The organism is Pseudomonadales bacterium, from assembly GCA_024234165.1.
In the GTDB taxonomy this organism is placed as follows: domain Bacteria; phylum Pseudomonadota; class Gammaproteobacteria; order Pseudomonadales; family UBA5518; genus UBA5518.
The window spans coordinates 212,908-228,999 of sequence record JACKOP010000001.1; the positions used below are offsets into that span (position 1 = coordinate 212,908).

The 16,092-nt window shown below is 63.3% G+C and carries 10 protein-coding genes; 4 read left to right on the top strand and 6 right to left on the bottom strand.

Translation table 11 applies throughout. The annotated features are described in order from the left end of the window. Nucleotides 1-45: 45 nt before the first annotated feature. A complete protein-coding gene (locus H7A12_00885; GenBank protein ID MCP5319383.1) occupies nucleotides 46-1,575 on the bottom strand; it encodes a TolC family outer membrane protein in 1,530 nt (509 codons plus the stop codon). 209 nt (nucleotides 1,576-1,784) lie between these two features. Between H7A12_00885 and H7A12_00890 the strand changes: the two genes are divergently transcribed. Together H7A12_00890 and H7A12_00895 are read left to right on the top strand one after the other, a co-directional pair. Then, nucleotides 1,785-2,453, top strand: a complete 669-nt coding sequence (locus tag H7A12_00890; protein MCP5319384.1) for a transglutaminase-like cysteine peptidase — start codon at nucleotides 1,785-1,787, stop codon at nucleotides 2,451-2,453. Nucleotides 2,454-2,488: 35 nt separating this feature from the next. Then, entirely contained in the window at nucleotides 2,489-4,438 is a 1,950-nt protein-coding gene (locus H7A12_00895; protein MCP5319385.1) for an EAL domain-containing protein, read from the top strand. A 6-nt stretch (nucleotides 4,439-4,444) separates the two neighbouring features. Here H7A12_00895 and H7A12_00900 read toward each other — a convergent pair whose 3' ends face one another. Beyond that, nucleotides 4,445-4,768, bottom strand: coding sequence for a hypothetical protein (locus H7A12_00900; protein MCP5319386.1), 324 nt, complete (start codon nucleotides 4,766-4,768; stop codon nucleotides 4,445-4,447). 58 nt (nucleotides 4,769-4,826) lie between these two features. Then, nucleotides 4,827-6,518, bottom strand: coding sequence for a type I secretion C-terminal target domain-containing protein (locus H7A12_00905; GenBank protein ID MCP5319387.1), 1,692 nt, complete (start codon nucleotides 6,516-6,518; stop codon nucleotides 4,827-4,829). Between the two features lie 31 nt (nucleotides 6,519-6,549). On the opposite strand from H7A12_00905, the gene H7A12_00910 reads away from it, so the two are divergent. Both H7A12_00910 and H7A12_00915 read left to right on the top strand, forming a co-directional pair. Next, nucleotides 6,550-11,289: a hypothetical protein gene (locus H7A12_00910; protein ID MCP5319388.1), complete on the top strand. Its 4,740-nt coding sequence runs from the start codon at nucleotides 6,550-6,552 to the stop codon at nucleotides 11,287-11,289. Continuing rightward, nucleotides 11,286-11,561, top strand: coding sequence for a hypothetical protein (locus H7A12_00915; protein ID MCP5319389.1), 276 nt, complete (start codon nucleotides 11,286-11,288; stop codon nucleotides 11,559-11,561). Before H7A12_00910 ends, H7A12_00915 begins: the two co-directional genes overlap by 4 nt. A 315-nt stretch (nucleotides 11,562-11,876) precedes the next feature. Here H7A12_00915 and H7A12_00920 read toward each other — a convergent pair whose 3' ends face one another. From H7A12_00920 to H7A12_00930, 3 genes are read right to left on the bottom strand one after another with little or no spacing between them, the layout of a single operon-like run. Then, nucleotides 11,877-12,491 (bottom strand): response regulator transcription factor, encoded by a 615-nt coding sequence (locus H7A12_00920; protein MCP5319390.1) that lies wholly within the window; start codon nucleotides 12,489-12,491, stop codon nucleotides 11,877-11,879. Further along, nucleotides 12,488-13,900, bottom strand: a complete 1,413-nt coding sequence (locus H7A12_00925; protein MCP5319391.1) for an HlyD family type I secretion periplasmic adaptor subunit — start codon at nucleotides 13,898-13,900, stop codon at nucleotides 12,488-12,490. The genes H7A12_00920 and H7A12_00925 overlap by 4 nt, the downstream gene beginning before the upstream one ends. Next, nucleotides 13,897-16,062: a type I secretion system permease/ATPase gene (locus H7A12_00930; protein ID MCP5319392.1), complete on the bottom strand. Its 2,166-nt coding sequence runs from the start codon at nucleotides 16,060-16,062 to the stop codon at nucleotides 13,897-13,899. The genes H7A12_00925 and H7A12_00930 overlap by 4 nt, the downstream gene beginning before the upstream one ends. Between the last annotated feature and the right edge of the window lie 30 nt (nucleotides 16,063-16,092).

Below are 16,092 nucleotides of genomic sequence, written 5' to 3' on the forward strand. Positions count from 1 at the left end.
GCCGCCGGTGCGCTCCCGCCGTTGCAACCCGCCAACTCCGGCGGTTCAGTTGCTGCTGTCGGTGTTGCCGGAATCCTCGGTTTCACCGCCTTTCTGGTACGGCAGCGCAGACGGTGCTCGCGGAGCAGCCACCGGCCGGGCGCCGCCCTGCTTGCGCAACGCCTCGCGGAACAGTTCTTCCTTGTCGATGGCTGGTGCAGCACTTTCCTCGGCAGGACATACCGGATACATGTCCGGAACTTCACCGGGCTTTCCACCCGGTGCGGGCAATTCGTGCAGGTCGGTGCCGAGTTCGAGTGCACGGACCAGACCGCCAACTCCTGCCAATGCACGTGTGTAGGCGATGGCGTGGTCGCGGTCCGCATTGAGCCACGCACGGCGGGCCTGATAGTACTCGTTCTCGGTGTCCAGCATGTCGAGCAAGGTGCGTTGGCCGATGTCGAACTGTCGGCGGTATGCCTCACGGGCCTTTTCAATCGACAACTGGTGTCGATCGAGGTAGCTCATCTGTTCTTCGAGCCGGTTCATGTCATTGTATGCAATGGAAACTTCCTGGCGGATGTCACGACAGGTCCTTTCGCGCAGATCCACCGCCTGTTCCGCCTTGTGCACCAGACGACGTCGTTCGGCTACGTCGGATCCACCGTTGTACAGGTTGTAGGTCATCACGAGTTCGACTACGGAGTCCTCGTAACGCCCGCTGATATCGTCCTTGTCATGCCAGTAATCCTGGCGTGCGCGCAAATCGAAGCGTGGCAGCATGCGTGCCTTCTGCACGTCCTTTGCCGCCTCGGCGGACCACACGTACGCAATCGCAGCGTTCATGAGCGGGCTCTGCCCGTAGGCGAGTACCAGCGTTTCACGGATCGACGGTGGCAGCAGTCCGCCCGTGATCTGCGGCTCGGCGAGTTCGGCTGCCGGCACCTCACCGACCACGCGCTGGTAGCGCATGCTGACATCGTGGAGATTGGTCACATCGGTCAGCAGATTCGACTCGGCCAGCGCGAGGCGACCTGCAGCCTGCTCCAGATCGACGCGGCGGCTGACCCCCGCCTTCACACGGCGTTCGATCTGTTCGTAGATCATGCGGTGTGTTGCATAGTTTTCTTCCGACAGGGAAGCCAGCCCGCGGTGTCGCATCACATCGTAGTAGGCGCGAGCCGCTTCCGCGCTGAGCCGTTCCGACTCGCCCTGGATCTCGTGCCAACGCGTGCGTGCTGCGTGGTTCAGCCGACGGACTTCGTTACGGGTCCGGAAGCCGTCGTAGATCATCTGACTCAGCATCACGCTCACACGGTCACGCGTGAAATCCCTCTCCAGATACCGCGGATCGTCGATACGCTCCCGTCCCACCCCCGCCTCGAGGTCGACTCGCGGCAGGTAGCCGCCGCTGGCCACACGCGTCATTTCGTCGGCAGCCAGGTACTCCTGTACGGCAGCGCGTACTTCAGGGTTCGATGTCACGGTCTGGCGCGCAACGCTGCGCAGATCTTCCAGCGTACCCGAGGCCGTAACCGATCCCGCGCCCAGCAACGAGGCGAGCGATACCACAATATGAAGCCTGGTGCGCAACACGTCCCGCTTACTCCTTTCTCGTGCTTGATTGCCCGCGCATCTGTCCGAAGCGCTCACTGCATCACGTTCATCGTGACGGCAGGCGATTCTATCCAACGGCGGCGGCCGAAGCTGCTAGCTTTATAGGCGATCCGCGATATTTTCACAGTAGTCATGGAATTTGCCAGGGGATGCTGCACGAAGGGGGCCGGTATCAGCATGTCGACAGAATGACGGTCGTGCGTTTTCTTGCACTATTGATTTTCGTCTGTGCTGGCTGCGTGGCGTTCGCTGTCGGCAACCCCGATTTCGACCGTGCAAGGAATCTTGCACGGGAGCGCTACGGCGTGGAGGCAGAAGCAAGGATCGCGAGCTGGATCGACTTGATCGCATCATCGGGAATGATGAGCGAGCACGAGAGGCTGTTGGCGGTAAACGCATTCTTCAACCGTCACGTCGTATTCGCGGATGATTCGGCAATCTGGGGGCAACCCGATTACTGGGCCACGCCGCTCGAGGCGCTCGGTCGTGGAATGGGAGACTGCGAAGACTACAGCATCGGCAAATACGCCACGCTGGTCCTGATGGGCATACCCGTGGAGCGCATGCGCATCACCTACGTGCGTGCCGAAGCAGGTCTTCCAGGCAGCGGTATCAGCCAGGCCCATATGGTGCTTGCGTACTACGCTCAGGCAGACGCGCAACCACTGGTTCTGGACAACCTCCTGTCCGAAGTGCGTCCCGCCTCGCGCCGTCCCGATCTGCATCCCGTCTTCGGTTTCAATAGCGAAGGCTTGTGGCTGGGCAGTGCAGCCATCCCGGCGGCCCGTGACCCGACCGCCAGGCTGTCGCGCTGGCGGGATGTGCTTCGCCGGATGGCACTGGAAGGCCTACACTGATGGCCGTTGGATCCTCATCGTCGGGGGCTTGATCAATGTCGCTCATCAAGCAACTCTGGCTCGCCATCGTATTGGTCGCCATGGTTGCCTTCAGTGGAAGCCTGCTGGTGAGCAGCCTGTCGGCGCGAGCCTATCTGCAGGAGCAACTGCTGCTGAAGAATGTGGATACCGCGGCCTCGCTGGCCTCGACGCTGTCGCAGATGCCGAAGGATGAGGTCACGATCGAGCTGCTTGTGGCCTCCCAGTTCGACACCGGCCATTACGAGAGCATCCGTCTCGTCGACCCCCGAGGGACGGTCATCGTGGAGCGCCGCAGCGATGTGCACATCGATGGTGCGCCCGGTTGGTTCATGCGCATGGTTCCGCTGCACGTGACGCCCGGCATCGCCCAGGTGCAGGACGGCTGGAAGCAGTACGGCACTCTGACCCTCAGCAGCCACGCACGCTTCGCTTACCGTGAATTGTGGACGAGCACGCTGCGTCTGCTGGCCTGGTTCATCGCTGCGGCCGTACTGACCGGTATCGCGGGTACCGTGATCCTGCGCCTGATCCTGCGTCCACTCGATGGCATCGTGCGGCAGGCAGAAGCCATCGGGGCGCGTCGTTTCATTACGGCAGGAGTGCCGAAAACACCGGAATTTGCTGCGGTTGTGCGTGCAATGAATGCCCTGGCCAAGCGTGTGCGCCAGATGCTCGAGGACGAGTCGCAACGCCTGGAGCAGTTGCGCCGCGAAGCACACCACGACGCCGTGACCGGGTTGCTCAACCGCGGGCATTTCATGGCACGCTTGCTGACGGCATTGGGACGCGAGGACGAGAGTGCGCGCGGAGTACTGGTCATTGCACGTCTGCTCGATCTGAACGAACTGAACCGTAACCATGGCTGGCCGGTCGTGGACGCACTGATCCGACGTTTTGCAAGAACTCTGGAGAGCATCGGGCCTGCCGAAGCTGAATGGATGCCTGGCCGACTCAACGGGTCTGATTTTGCGCTGCTGGCTCCGGGTTGTGACGACGCTGCCGGCCTTGCACGCAGGGTTCAGGAAGGCATGGCAATGATCGCGCGCGAGTTCGATCTGGCCGATGAGTGCCGTCTGCCGGCAGCAGCCACACTTTACCGTCACGGAGATCAGTTGGGACGGATCCTGGCACGCGTCGATGCGGCACTCACCATTGCGCTGGAACCGTCAGGAGACAGCGTGCAGGTGGCTGCTCCGGACCAGCGGTTCGACGAGCGGGAGCCTCGCGACGGGCTCGATGTGTGGAGAGAGCGTTTCATCCATGCACTGAACCCGAACCAGATCAAGTTGCACAGTTATCCCGTCGTCGATGCAGCAGGACGCTTCCTGCACAACGAATGCGTAGCACGCATGCGCCTCGACAGAACGTCGGACTGGTTGCACGCAGGAGATTTCGTTCCTTGGCTGGCACGTCTCGGAAACCTCCATCGCCTCGACGAGATGGTGGTAGACCTCGCGCTGGAACGCCTGCAACACGGTGCCGACGATATCTGCATCAACCTGTCTGCGCAGGCGATGAACAACGCAGTGCTCGTGCATCGCATCGCGAGCAAGCTGGGCGGTGTTCGCGAAAATGCGGTACGTCTGTGGATCGAAATTCCGGAGCATGGCGTGTTTCAGCACCTGGAACATTTCCGTGTTCTGTGTGCACTGCTGAAACCGCTGGGATGCCATCTCGGCATCGAACATGTGGGGCATCAGGTATCCCGTATCGGACAACTGCACGATCTCGGCATCGACTACATCAAGATCGACGCTGCGTTCGTCAAGGGCATCGACGAAAATCAGGCCAACCAGGTGTTTTTGCGTGGACTGGCGATGATCGCGCACTCGATAGGTCTGAGTACGCTTGCCGAAGGCGTGGACAGCGCCGCCGAACTGCGCACGCTGGTTGAACTGGGGTTTGATGGTGCCACGGGTCCTGCGGTGACGCTGATGCTGGACAATGAAGCAGTGTCGGGCTGAACCGGTTCAGAGGAGTGTGTGATCCTCTCCAAGCAACCCGAGGTGCGTCCCGCCTCCGCGTAACTCGCGACGTTCGAACAGCTTGCGCTGCGCAGCCAGTGGCAGATCGGTGAAACGGATCAGATTTTTCTCGATCAGTACGTTCACGAGGTCATCGAGCACCCGCACGACCTCGCGGTCGGATTCGGCCAGGCGCGACTGCACGACCCCGGCCCGTTGCCCGAACTCGACGAGATCGGTGGCATCCGCCGTGATCGCTTCGAACCCCTCGATCGGCTCCATGCTTACGGCCACGATTTCGCCTTCGACATTGCGTCGCACATAACGCATCCGCACACTGCTCCATCTCGCAAACGCTTGCGATGACCGTGATGCACGGACGGCTGCATCAGCCGTCCGTCATCAATTTCCCACTGTTGATCAGGTGCTCGATGATCTGCTGGTCACTGCCGATCGCGAGCAGACCGCTCGCATTCTGCAACTCGATCGTCTGGAACGGGACTCCCGCATCGTGCTCGGCATCACCGGTAAAGGCTCCGGTCGGGCTGATCCGTACCAGTGCACCACCATCTGCCGTCGCCTGGAAATGCAGATAGCCGGTGAGATTATCGTGATTCTCCGTCTGCAGCAGATCGCGCAGGTCGAGTATATCGCCACCTTCGATCGCCGGGCGCGTATCGAAATGAGCGATCGTGTCGTGAGCCCCGGGGTCGGCCAGCGACCATTTGAACACATCAGGACCTATGTCTCCCGCAAACACCGTGTTGCCTTCGAGGTCATAAAGCATGTTGCCCGCGCCGATGATGTTCACGACGAAGTCGGCACTCATCGACACGTCACCGTCGTTGTCCGTTCCCTGAACCGCGAACTCGAGCGGAGTCTCCACGATACTGATCGGTGTTTCGACCGCGAATCCGATGAACTTCCAGGACGTGTGGTTGGCCGCACTGAGTTCAACGGTGTCGAAGAGTGTGTGCTGCTCGAGCCCGTTGCGTGACAGATCGATCCAGTATTCGGAGCTTTCGTCTCCAGTGATGTTCACCACAGACCCGTCGGAGCCAACGTAGCTGCCGCTGATGGTTCCCGAATCGATCAGTGTTCCGGCATGGTAGACCTTCCATACCAGCACATCATTGGTGCTCAGATTGCCGACATTCAGTGAGCACCCGGTCAATGCGTCAGCAAAGCTCATCCTGAGGACTTCCGGCGACCCGGCTCCAAGGTCATCGATCAGGTTGTTGCCGATTCCAAGCCCGTCCGACGAGGGATTCAGGCTTCGAGATCCGGCGCTGAATACCACGCTGGTAAGCGGATCTCCGACGCCTGCACCCGTGTGTGCGTCGTAGCTTTGATAAAGCGAAGTCTCCACAGACACTGAAGGTTTGCCCGGCACAAGTGCCAGATTCGCCAAGTCAGGCGACGACGCAACCACGTCGGCATACGCCTTGAACAGCGTGAACGTGTAGCTCCCGGCGGAGTCGAGCGATATCGTGAACAACACATCGCCCGTGACGTCAGTTGCCACCAGGGTACCGTCATCCTGCAGTGCGTAGCTCACTCCTTCAGGTGCCAGACCGAGACTGCCGGCCAGACTGAATCCGGCGAGTCCATCGGCGGAAACGGCTGTGATGTGACCGGTGACCGAGAGGCCCGGCGCATTGACGATGACGGCATTTTCCACATCGAGGATCGCCGGTTCCGAATCGACGATCGTGACGTCGATCTGCGTGGCAGCCGACGCGGTCCCGTCGCTGACCGATATGGGAATCGACTCGATGAATCCATCATCGGTTGCACCTGCCTGACTGTCGTTGTCGACCACCGAGTGCAGCGTGTACTCGTAACCGTACACCCCGTTTTCGTAGGAAGTGATGGTCAATTGGCCGTAATGCGTCGGGACACTCTGACCGACGAGCTCCTCCATTCCCGAGCCGACATCGAAGGCGATCCCAGCGATCGTGATCGTCTCGATATCTTCGAGTCCGTCGAGATCACTGACCGTGATCGTTCCGGTCACCACGACCGACGCCGCACCTTCCTCGCGTCCACCTGGTAACCCGTCCTCGAATACCTGTTGCACCACTGGCGCAACCATGACCAGCGGTGGGTGATTGATCGGCGTAGTCGCAGTGGTCGGCGTAGTGGCTGTCGTCGCCGTAGTCGCCGTTGTCGGCGTAGTCGCTGTCGTTGCCGTCGTCGCTGTTGTGGCGGTTGTTGCGGTTGTCGCCGTGGTCGCGGTTGTCGGTGTCGTGGCCGTCGTAGCGGTTGTTGCCGTCGTCGGCGTGGTCGCGGTCGTAGCCGTGGTTGGCGTAGTCGCCGTGGTTGCGGTCGTCGCAGTTGTCGGTGTCGTGGCCGTCGTCGCGGTTGTCGGTGTCGTGGCCGTGGTTGCGGTCGTCGCCGTGGTCGCGGTTGTCGCGGTCGTGGCCGTCGTCGCGGTTGTCGGTGTCGTGGCCGTTGTTGCAGTTGTTGCAGTTGTTGCAGTTGTTGCAGTTGTTGCGGTTGTTGCGGTTGTCGCCGTGGTCGCCGTGGTCGCCGTCGTGGCGGTGGTCGGCGTAGTCGCGGTCGTTGCCGTCGTAGCCGTTGTCGGCGTAGTCGCTGTCGTAGCCGTAGTGGCTGTCGTCGCGGTGGTGGCCGTGGTCGCGGTGGTGGCCGTTGTCGCCGTGGTCGGCGTAGTCGCCGTCGTGGCGGTGGTCGCCGTCGTGGCGGTGGTCGCCGTCGTGGCGGTGGTCGCGGTCGTCGCCGTCGTCGGTGTCGTTGCGGTAGTTGCCGTCGTCGGTGTCGTTGCGGTCGTTGCCGTCGTCGGTGTCGTGGCTGTTGTTGCGGTTGTTGCGGTTGTCGCCGTGGTCGCGGTTGTCGGTGTCGTGGCCGTCGTAGCGGTTGTTGCCGTCGTCGGCGTGGTCGCGGTCGTAGCCGTGGTTGGCGTAGTCGCCGTGGTTGCGGTCGTCGCAGTTGTCGGTGTCGTGGCCGTCGTCGCGGTTGTCGGTGTCGTGGCCGTGGTTGCGGTCGTCGCCGTGGTCGCGGTTGTCGCCGTCGTAGCCGTGGTCGCCGTGGTGGCCGTTGTTGCGGTTGTTGCGGTTGTCGCCGTAGTCGGCGTCGTCGCAGTTGTCGCTGTCGTGGCCGTAGTCGCTGTTGTGGCCGTAGTCGCTGTTGTGGCCGTGGTCGCCGTTGTCGGTGTCGTGGCCGTCGTCGCAGTTGTCGGTGTCGTGGCCGTGGTTGCGGTCGTCGCCGTGGTCGCCGTGGTCGCCGTGGTTGCGGTTGTCGGCGTAGTCGCCGTCGTTGCGGTTGTCGCCGTTGTCGCGGTCGTGGCCGTCGTCGCCGTGGTTGCGGTCGTCGCCGTGGTCGGCGTAGTCGCTGTCGTAGCCGTAGTGGCTGTCGTGGCCGTCGTGGCGGTGGTCGCCGTGGTCGCGGTCGTGGCCGTGGTCGCCGTCGTAGCGGTGGTCGCCGTCGTCGCCGTCGTCGCCGTGGTCGCCGTGGTCGCCGTAGTCGGCGTCGTGGCCGTCGTCGCAGTTGTCGGTGTCGTGGCCGTAGTGGCTGTCGTCGCGGTCGTGGCCGTGGTCGCCGTAGTCGGCGTCGTGGCCGTCGTCGCCGTCGTCGGTGTCGTGGCCGTAGTGGCTGTCGTCGCGGTCGTGGCCGTGGTCGCCGTAGTCGGCGTCGTGGCCGTCGTCGCAGTTGTCGGTGTCGTGGCCGTAGTGGCTGTCGTCGCGGTTGTCGCCGTGGTCGGCGTTGTTGCCGTTGTCGCTGTTGTCGCCGTAGTCGGCGTCGTCGCGGTGGTTGCCGTCGTCGCCGTCGTCGCCGTCGTCGCCGTCGTCGCCGTCGTCGGTGTCGTGGCCGTAGTGGCTGTCGTCGCGGTCGTGGCCGTGGTCGCCGTAGTCGGCGTCGTGGCCGTCGTCGCAGTTGTCGGTGTCGTGGCCGTAGTGGCTGTCGTCGCGGTTGTCGCCGTGGTCGGCGTTGTTGCCGTTGTCGCTGTTGTCGCCGTAGTCGGCGTCGTCGCGGTGGTTGCCGTCGTCGCCGTCGTCGCCGTCGTCGCCGTCGTCGCCGTCGTCGCCGTCGTCGGTGTCGTGGCCGTAGTGGCTGTCGTCGCGGTTGTCGCCGTGGTCGGCGTTGTTGCCGTTGTCGCTGTTGTCGCCGTAGTCGGCGTCGTCGCGGTGGTTGCCGTCGTCGCCGTCGTCGCCGTCGTCGCCGTCGTCGGTGTCGTGGCCGTAGTGGCTGTCGTCGCGGTCGTGGCCGTGGTCGCCGTAGTCGGCGTCGTGGCCGTCGTCGCAGTTGTCGGTGTCGTGGCCGTAGTGGCTGTCGTCGCGGTTGTCGCCGTGGTCGGCGTTGTTGCCGTTGTCGCTGTTGTCGCCGTAGTCGGCGTCGTCGCGGTGGTTGCCGTCGTCGCAGTTGTCGGTGTCGTGGCCGTCGTCGCAGTGGTCGCGGTCGTTGCCGTCGTTGCCGTCGTAGCGGTCGTAGCGGTTGTCGCCGTGGTCGCCGTGGTCGCCGTGGTCGCCGTGGTCGCCGTGGTCGGCGTGGTCGGCGTAGTCGCTGTCGTCGCGGTGGTTGCCGTCGTCGCAGTGGTCGCGGTCGTTGCCGTCGTAGCAGTGGTCGCGGTCGTTGCCGTCGTCGGTGTCGTGGCGGTTGTCGGCGTAGTCGCCGTGGTTGCCGTTGTCGCCGTTGTCGCCGTAGTTGCGGTCGTAGCGGTAGTCGCCGTCGTCGCAGTTGTGGCCGTAGTCGGTGTCGTGGCCGTAGTCGGCGTAGTCGCTGTCGTAGCCGTAGTGGCTGTCGTCGCGGTAGTCGCCGTCGTAGCGGTCGTGGCCGTGGTCGCCGTCGTTGCCGTCGTCGGCGTCGTAGCCGTCGTGGCGGTGGTCGCCGTGGTGGCGGTGGTCGCCGTCGTTGCCGTCGTCGGTGTCGTGGCGGTTGTCGGCGTAGTCGCCGTGGTTGCGGTCGTCGCCGTCGTAGCGGTCGTGGCCGTCGTCGCAGTTGTGACCGTGGTCGGCGTAGTCGCGGTCGTCGCCGTGGTCGGCGTAGTCGCTGTCGTCGCGGTAGTTGCCGTCGTCGCAGTTGTCGGTGTCGTGGCGGTGGTCGCCGTCGTTGCCGTCGTCGGCGTCGTAGCCGTCGTGGCGGTGGTCGCCGTCGTGGCGGTGGTCGCCGTCGTTGCCGTCGTCGGTGTCGTGGCGGTTGTCGGCGTAGTCGCCGTGGTTGCGGTCGTGGCCGTGGTCGCCGTAGTCGGCGTCGTGGCCGTCGTCGCGGTTGTCGCCGTTGTCGGCGTAGTCGCGGTCGTGGCCGTCGTCGCGGTCGTGGCCGTCGTCGCTGTGGTCGGCGTCGTCGCTGTCGTTGCCGTCGTAGCGGTCGTGGCGGTTGTCGGCGTAGTCGCCGTGGTTGCGGTCGTCGCCGTCGTAGCGGTCGTGGCCGTCGTCGCAGTTGTGACCGTGGTCGGCGTAGTCGCGGTCGTCGCCGTGGTCGGCGTAGTCGCTGTCGTCGCGGTAGTTGCCGTCGTCGCAGTTGTCGGTGTCGTGGCGGTGGTCGCCGTCGTTGCCGTCGTCGGCGTCGTAGCCGTCGTGGCGGTGGTCGCCGTCGTGGCGGTGGTCGCCGTCGTGGCGGTGGTCGCCGTCGTTGCCGTCGTCGGTGTCGTGGCGGTTGTCGGCGTAGTCGCCGTGGTTGCGGTCGTGGCCGTGGTCGCCGTAGTCGGCGTCGTGGCCGTCGTCGCGGTTGTCGCCGTTGTCGGCGTAGTCGCGGTCGTGGCCGTCGTCGTGGTCGTGGCCGTCGTCGCTGTGGTCGGCGTCGTCGCTGTCGTTGCCGTCGTAGCGGTCGTGGCGGTTGTCGGCGTAGTCGCCGTGGTTGCGGTCGTCACCGTCGTCGCAGTTGTGGCCGTAGTCGGTGTCGTGGCCGTAGTCGCTGTCGTCGCGGTTGTCGGCGTAGTCGCTGTCGTCGCGGTGGTCGCCGTCGTGGCGGTGGTCGCCGTCGTGGCGGTGGTCGCGGTCGTTGCCGTCGTCGGTGTCGTGGCGGTTGTCGGCGTAGTCGCCGTGGTTGCGGTCGTCGCCGTCGTAGCGGTCGTGGCCGTCGTCGCAGTTGTGACCGTGGTCGGCGTAGTCGCGGTCGTCGCCGTGGTCGGCGTAGTCGCTGTCGTCGCGGTAGTTGCCGTCGTCGCAGTTGTCGGTGTCGTGGCGGTAGTTGCCGTCGTCGCAGTTGTCGGTGTCGTGGCGGTGGTCGCCGTCGTTGCCGTCGTCGGCGTCGTAGCCGTCGTGGCGGTGGTCGCCGTTGTCGCCGTGGTTGCGGTCGTCGGTGTCGTGGCCGTAGTCGGCGTAGTCGCTGTCGTAGCCGTAGTGGCTGTCGTCGCGGTTGTCGCCGTAGTAGCGGTCGTGGCCGTGGTCGCGGTCGTTGCCGTCGTCGGTGTCGTGGCGGTTGTCGGCGTAGTCGCCGTGGTTGCGGTCGTCGCCGTCGTAGCGGTCGTGGCCGTCGTCGCAGTTGTGACCGTGGTCGGCGTAGTCGCTGTCGTCGCGGTAGTTGCCGTCGTCGCAGTTGTCGGTGTCGTGGCGGTGGTCGCCGTCGTTGCCGTCGTCGGCGTCGTAGCCGTCGTGGCGGTGGTCGCCGTCGTCGCCGTGGTTGCGGTCGTCGGTGTCGTGGCCGTAGTCGGCGTAGTCGCTGTCGTAGCCGTAGTGGCTGTCGTCGCGGTTGTCGCCGTCGTAGCGGTCGTGGCCGTGGTCGCGGTCGTTGCCGTCGTCGGTGTCGTGGCGGTTGTCGGCGTAGTCGCCGTGGTTGCGGTCGTCGCCGTCGTCGGTGTCGTGGCCGTCGTCGCAGTGGTCGCGGTCGTGGCTTCACCAGGGTACACGGTCCCAACTTCACGGGACGTGCCTTCAAATGCGAATTTCGGATGACCTATGTCTTCGACAATTCGAAGCACTCGAACGAAACCGTGTGCTTCGCCCGATTCCCCACCGCCCAGGCCGGCTGCCGGGGCCTCCATCTCTTCGCTGAGATCACGACGTTCGCTCAGTGCCTGGATGAGTTCGTCTATTGTGGTGCGTTGGATCGTTGCCTCGTCAGCATCCGTTCCGCCTTCCGTCATCATCTCTCGGCTAATGGCGAGAATCTTGCCTTCTGTGACATCAAACTGGGTGCCATCGATAAATTCGAGCTCGACCCGTGAGCCATCTTCCGTTACCACGATTTCGCCTTCGCGAATCGTGTCACCGACGTGCAGTGCCCTGATGTGACCGTCTGCGGCACGCGCATAGACTATGCCGCTCAGTGACTTCACCATAGCAATGGTGAGAGACGAATCAGCCATGAAGGATGTCCCCGGAGCGCGAATCAGTGGCGAAAAACTCTTTGTGCGTCAAGTCTAGGCGAACAAATGCATGCCCATGGACTGTACAGAAGTACTAGACGCTCCACTTGGAGCAGGACAATCGCAGCAGGCCGCGTGCAGTTGGCCGAAAATGCCGAACACGCATGAACCTGCTCAGGAAGGGCGACGCAAGAGAAGCGCAAGATGAAGGCGATCCCGCACATCGAGCTTGGCGAAGACTGCTCCAAGATGTGCCTTGACGGTGCGTTCGGTGATCTCCAATTCCCGTGCGATCTCCTTGTTGCTCGCGCCGTTTGCGACTGCCAGGGCAACCTCACGCTCTCGGATCGACAATCTGGTCAGCAGTTCCGGATCCGGCGCTGCCGGCAACTGTGCCGCCTGCGAGGCCCTGATCATGCGTCGCAGCAGGCCTTCTCCGACCCACAACCCGCGATTCTCGACGACCGCAGCGACCTGGTGCAGACTCTTTGGTCCTGCGCAGGAGTGACAATAGCCAACCACGCCGCAATCCATGAGATCCAGAGCCTGCTCGTCGGACGGCACATCAGACAGAACGATCAGGCGAGCGGGGGAGAAGAGCCCGATCACACCTGCCGGGGTGGCGATGGCTTTCGCAGCCACGGACGGTACGTGCAACCATACGATCACCTGCTCCTCCATCAGGGTCTGTGCTGCGGCAACGGATCCGGCTACCGTTCCAGCAGGAAAGGCTTCCTTCCAGCGTGCCGATACGATCTGATCTTTGCTGATGAGGATGTGTCGGGTCATCGTTCTGTCAACGCATATTGCCGTGCGCGCAGCACCGGCTTCATGAGATAACTCAGGACGCTCTTGCGACCGGTCATGATGTCGACTTCCGCCATCATGCCCGGAATGATCGGGAGATCGTCGCCGAGGCTCGGCTTGGTCGTTCTGACTCGCACGAGGTAATACGCGTTGCCGTCTTCATCAGTGATCGTGTCCGCACCGATGCTTTCTACCGTTGCATCCATGCCCCCATACACGACGAAGTCGTACGCAGTGAACTTGACGCGAGCCTGCTGCCCCGGGCTCAGGAACGCGATGTCGCGCGGTGCAATGCGCGCCTCGAGCAGCAGCGTGTCGTCGAGCGGCACGATCTCGATGATATCGCGTCCCGGCAGGACGACGCCGCCTTGGGTATTGATCAGCAGGCGCTTGACGGTACCCCTCACCGGTGAACGAACCTCTGCCTGCTTGACTCGATCGGAAAGCCCCAGACTGCTCTCGACCAGGCTGTTCAGCATGGCGGTAGCATCTGCAAGTTCGACCCGACGGGCATTGCGATAATCAAGTTCGACCTGTCCGATCTTGCGCTTGGCTTCATCGATTGCTGCCTGCACACGGGTGATCTGCGCTGCTGCCTGGTCGCGCTCGCCACGCAAGCGTGATACATCGCGCTTGAGACGCAATATCTCGACCTCCGACACCGCGCCTGATTCAACCAGCGGCTCCGTCTGCGCCAATTCCTGGTGAGCGAGATCGTGGTTACGTGCAGCCTGCGCATGCAGTGCATTGGTTTCTCGCAGCTCCTGTTCCCTTTGGGCCAGCTGCTGACTCGCGATGCCGACCTGTCCCTCGAGTTCGGCCAGACTGGTTTCATATAGCCGCCTCTCCGCAGCCGCGATCTCAGGCGCTTCAGACGCGACTTCTGCCGGCACCTCGAACGGCTTCCCGTCCGCGATCGCCTGGAGTCGGCGCGTCTTCGCTAGCAGTGACAATCTCTGTGCGCGGTTTTCGCCCAGTGCGGATGCGAATCGCGTGGCATCGATCCGGACCAGCAACTGGCCCGCATCCACGATCTGGCCTTCGCGTATGTGAATTTCGGAAACGATGCCCCCGTCCAGCGACTGGATGACCTGCACCTGCCGTGAAGGTACGACTTTCGCTACTCCGCGCGTCACCTCATCGATGTGTGCCAGTGCTGACCAGAGAATCAACAGCAGGACGACGAGGGAGGTCATGTGCAGCAGTGCACGTGCACGCAACGGATCGCGTGCGATACGTGCAGCATGCGCGTCCTCGGCCCAGTCAAGGCGATCTTCACCCGGAACATCGAACCAGCGTGCAAACACCCGATCGACCCACGGTTTGCCGAACGCGGCCCAGCGATCGGCCAGGGTCTGTCGATGCCCAGCAATCGGGGTCGGCTGGTTCATATGCCTCTCCCGATGCGACCCTGGCGAAGTGCTTCGATTACCGTTGCCTTGGGCCCATCGGCGACGATCTTGCCGTTGTCGATCACGATGATGCGCTCGACGATGTCGAGCAACGAGGTCCTGTGCGTCACGACCAGCATCGTGCGATCGCTGCAGAACTCGCGCAGCTTCCTCTTGACCGTGTCTTCGCTCGAATGGTCCATTGCTGCCGTTGGCTCATCGAGCAGCAGGATGGGTGGCTTGTTGATAACGGCACGCGCGATCGCCACCCCTTCACGCTGGCCGCCGGACAGCGATTCACCACGCTCGCCCACCGGCATATCGAACCCCTTGGGGTGCTGATTGACGAATTCCGCGATATTGCCGATGTCCGCCGAGTGCAGGATATCGGTGTCTTCCGCATGCGGCGTTCCGATCGTGAGATTCTCGCGCAGCGTGCCATAAAACAGCGTCACATCTTGCGGTACATAGCCGATGCTCCGTCGCAGTTCACCGGGTTCGAGCTGGCGCAGGTCGATCCCGTCGATCAGGACAGCCCCCGAGAGCGGGCGGTACAAGCCGAGGATCAGGCGCAACAGCGTGCTCTTGCCCGAGCCGGTGCGACCCAGAATCGCAACCTTTTCTCCGGCGCGAATGCGCAGGCTCACACCTCGCAGTGCGTTGACCTCGGTATTCGGGTACGAAAAGCCCACATCTCGAAACTCGATATCGCCGCGGAAAGACTGGCGGCTCAGGAAGCGGGCGCCGTGTGGTCGCTCCACCGGGTGAGAGACGATCTGGTCGAGCGCCTGCAACGCGGTCATGGCGTTGTGGTACTGCGTCATCAGGCCTGCAATCTGTCCCATCGGTGCGAGTGCACGCGAACCCAGCATCGAACAAGCTATGAGCCCGCCGAGCGAGAGTTGGCCCGCACCTATCAGGTAGACCCCGATGACGATTACGCTGATGATCACCAGTTGCTGCGACAGCAACGCGACGTTGATCGTCGACAAGGCCAGCATGCGCTGTCGAGCACCCGTGTGGGCGAGAAAGCTCGCACTGCGTTCCCATCGCTTCTGCATGACGCCTTCGGCACCAAGCGTCTTGACCGTTTCAAGCCCGACCAGGCTCTCCACCAGTGTTGCATTGCGCATCGCACCAGCGCGGAAGGACGACACGGCCAACTCATGGATGCGCGTGCCGACCGTCGCTGCGTATCCGGTCACGAACAGCATCGCAAGCACTGCCGGTATCAGCATTGGCCAGGCAATCCATCCGATCACGGCCAGGAATATGACCGTGAACGGCAAATCGATCAGCGCCGTGATGGTCGCCGACGTGATGAAATCGCGCACGGTCTCGAACGAGCGCAGATTCGCGGCCAGCGAACCTACGGAGGCCGGCCGTTCCTCGAGACGCATCCCGAGTACGCGTTCCATGATGAATGCCGACAGGGTGAGATCGACCCGCTTGCTCGCGAGATCAAGAAAGAAACCCCGCATCGAGCGCAGGGAAAAATCACCCAGCAGTACCAGAGCCACTCCCACAGCCAGGACCCACAGGGTCTCCACGGCGTGATTGGGAACCACACGATCGTAGACATTCATCGTGAACAGCGGCAAAGCCAGCGCGAAAACATTGACCATGCCGGCTGCCAGCATCACGTCCCGATAGAGCGGCAGGTTTTGCCGCATGGCGCCCCAGAACCAGTGGGGCCCACGCTCGATGCCGACCTCGGGGGCACGTTCGTCGAAATTGAAAGCCATGCGCGTCAACAACGCCGAGCCGAGATATCCGTCGGCGAGCACCTGCATGTCGATCGAAGCGGGTGCATCTGCACCGCAATGCAGCACCTTGGCGCGTTCACCGTCGCGCGCCAGAAGCACACAAGCCTGCGAGTCACGCAGCAGCAGGATTGCCGGCAAGGTATCGCCGTCGAGGCGATCCAGCGAAGATTCGACAACCTTTGCTTCGAGTCCAGCCCGCTCTGCTGCGCGCAACGCGAGCGAAGGGGACAGGCGACCACGTTCCAGCGGCAGCCCCGCGATCAGGCCCTCGCGTGATACCTGCACGCCGCGCTCGCGCGCCACGTACACGAGTGCGTCGAGCAACGGATCACGAAAGAGTGGCGCATCAGGAGCGTCCGTCTCGCTTGCTGGAACGGAAGCTGAAGAATCGGGCATCGGGTCGGAGTGTCCGCAATGAATGTCTCA

Coding starts and splice junctions, on each gene's coding strand:
- H7A12_00915 (MCP5319389.1), top strand. CDS start 11,286: ATGACCTATGTCTTCGACAATTCGAAGCACTCGAACGAAACCGTGTGC.
- H7A12_00890 (MCP5319384.1), top strand. CDS start 1,785: ATGACGGTCGTGCGTTTTCTTGCACTATTGATTTTCGTCTGTGCTGGC.
- H7A12_00920 (MCP5319390.1), bottom strand. CDS start 12,491: ATGACCCGACACATCCTCATCAGCAAAGATCAGATCGTATCGGCACGC.
- H7A12_00895 (MCP5319385.1), top strand. CDS start 2,489: ATGTCGCTCATCAAGCAACTCTGGCTCGCCATCGTATTGGTCGCCATG.
- H7A12_00930 (MCP5319392.1), bottom strand. CDS start 16,062: ATGCCCGATTCTTCAGCTTCCGTTCCAGCAAGCGAGACGGACGCTCCT.
- H7A12_00900 (MCP5319386.1), bottom strand. CDS start 4,768: ATGCGTTATGTGCGACGCAATGTCGAAGGCGAAATCGTGGCCGTAAGC.
- H7A12_00925 (MCP5319391.1), bottom strand. CDS start 13,900: ATGAACCAGCCGACCCCGATTGCTGGGCATCGACAGACCCTGGCCGAT.